This window comes from Marinobacter sp. (assembly GCF_035268745.1).
GTDB lineage: Bacteria > Pseudomonadota > Gammaproteobacteria > Pseudomonadales > Oleiphilaceae > Marinobacter.
In genome coordinates this window covers 1-2007 of record NZ_DATFKH010000073.1, presented here as the reverse complement: position 1 = coordinate 2007, position 2007 = coordinate 1, and the positions used below count along the sequence as shown (strand labels likewise).

Sequence of the window (2007 nt, the reverse complement as noted above, 5' to 3'; positions counted from 1 at the left end):
GGGGAGCTGTTACAGCTGCTCTGTCTCATGCTCGCTATTGATGCCCTGATGGTGGTCCAGGCGCTCGACTTGCGTTCCGATGAAGCCGGTGGTGCCAGCTTTGACGGAGCTTGCGGCCGGCTGCAGGCCTGGGTTCGCGAGCAGTCGCCCAAACTGGTCCGTGATCGCCCGCTGACCGCGGACATTGAACGAATCGCAAACAGCCTGCAGCAGCCGGGAACGCTGACCGACACGGTCCCATGGTTTGATTGATTAACCTGGTGTTGCGGCTTATCTGTCTGACTGAATCATCCGGAGGGTAGTGATAATGAAACGAGTGCAGTTCCAACCAGACGATTTGCAGAACGCGCTGGCAGAGATCAGTGATCAGGAAGTCGATAACCTGATGTATGGCGCGGTAGAACTCGATGCCGAGGGAACAATCCTGAGATACAACCTTGCCGAGACTGAACTTACCGGACGCAAGGCCGAGGACGTGATCGGCAAAAACTTCTTCAATGATGTGGCTCCCTGCACACGCAGTGATGAATTCTCCGGGCGCTTTTTCGAAGGTGTAAAATCAGGAGATTTCAATGCGGTGTTCGAATATCTGTTTGACCACGAAATGGAACCCACCAAGGTAAAAATCATCATGTTCAAGGCAATTGACCGGCAAAGTTACTGGCTGTTGATCAAGCGCAAGCTTGTAGACAGTCCAAAAGCCGGGTAATAGCGGTTTTATGGCCACCCTGTGGGCGATGAGGTTCTGCAAACTTTCGCAAAAATCGTCCCGGAGCGGGTAAGAGATCCAGCCCCGAGTCCCTTGGCCCGACGACGGAAATCCGGATCGGTAAAAGCGGCATCACATGAAGTCCGGGACCGTTCCAGTCGCCATAGACATAACCTGGATCTTCAGCGGCCAGAAAGACTGCTGGGAGCACCTGGAAAAGGCACTGTTGGTCGAGGACCTGATGAGTGAGCCATGGCTTGGTCCAGATTCGCATATGGGCGACCTGGCGATGGAACAACGGGTGACCAGCAAGGTGCCCGGGGCAAATTGCCGCTATCGGCTGGATTCAGTGCTTGCGATACAGATAGCCACCAGGCAGGGCAGTGGCGTTGCTGTCTTGCCATGCTATCTTGGCGACGCTGACAGCCAGTTGTGTCGATTAACCGGGCCACTGCACGAACTGCAAACGCAGTTGTGGATGCTTACCCACCAGGACCTGAAACGGGTGACTCGCATCCAGACACTAATCAGGGAAATTGGCGACAGACTCGGGCTGTCATTCGTTGCGACACCCATACGACAAACAGGAGGCGTTGGTTGAAGACACTGGGCCTGATTGGTGGAATGAGCTGGGAGTCAACCCAAACCTACTACCGGTTGATAAATCAGAAAGTAAGAGACGAACTGGGCGGGCTCCATTCTGCCAAGATTGTTCTCTACAGCGTGGATTTCGCCGAGATCGAGGCGCTGCAACACAAAGGTGATTGGCAGGCCACAGCTGAAATACTTGGATCGGTCGGCCGGTCGGTTGAATCGGCGGGCGCAGACGTCCTGGTGCTCTGCACGAACACGATGCACAAGGTTGCCTCCGAAATTGAGCAGGCTGTGAGCATTCCGCTTCTCCATATTGCTGATGCGACGGCCAACGTGCTCGAACAGGATGGGATCACCTGTGTGGGGCTGCTAGGGACAAGATTTACAATGGAGCAGACATTTTACATTGGTCGCCTTGAACAACGTGGTATTCAAGTCGTTGTGCCCGATGAGTTGCAACGGGAGCGCATCCATTCCGTAATTTACGACGAGTTGTGCCGCGGCGTGGTCAATCCGGACTCAAAAACCGATTATCTCGATGTAATAGCCTCATTGACTGAACGGGGCGCCCAGGGGGTAATTCTGGGGTGCACGGAGATTGGCCTTCTGGTCCAGGTCGCGGATACCGAAGTCAGACTCTACGATACTACCGAAATACACGCCGAGCAGGCGGTTCAGCTCGCTTTGGGTCAGCGGTCGCAATA

Annotated in this window: 4 protein-coding genes; all 4 read left to right on the top strand. The window is 54.6% G+C overall.

The window, feature by feature from the left end:
- Nucleotides 1-252 (top strand): hypothetical protein (locus VJ956_RS06605; RefSeq protein WP_324083013.1); only part of this gene is annotated, 252 nt, incomplete at its 5' end.
- Between the two features lie 55 nt (nt 253-307).
- On the top strand, nt 308-709 hold the full coding sequence (gene pyp, locus VJ956_RS06600; RefSeq protein WP_324083011.1) for a photoactive yellow protein: 402 nt from the start codon (nt 308-310) through the stop codon (nt 707-709).
- Nucleotides 710-845: 136 nt separating this feature from the next.
- Nucleotides 846-1310, top strand: coding sequence for a LysR substrate-binding domain-containing protein (locus VJ956_RS06595; RefSeq protein ID WP_324083009.1), 465 nt, complete (start codon nt 846-848; stop codon nt 1308-1310).
- A partial coding sequence (locus tag VJ956_RS06590) for an aspartate/glutamate racemase family protein (protein ID WP_324083007.1) occupies nt 1307-2007 on the top strand: 701 nt, incomplete at its 3' end. The genes VJ956_RS06595 and VJ956_RS06590, both read left to right, overlap by 4 nt.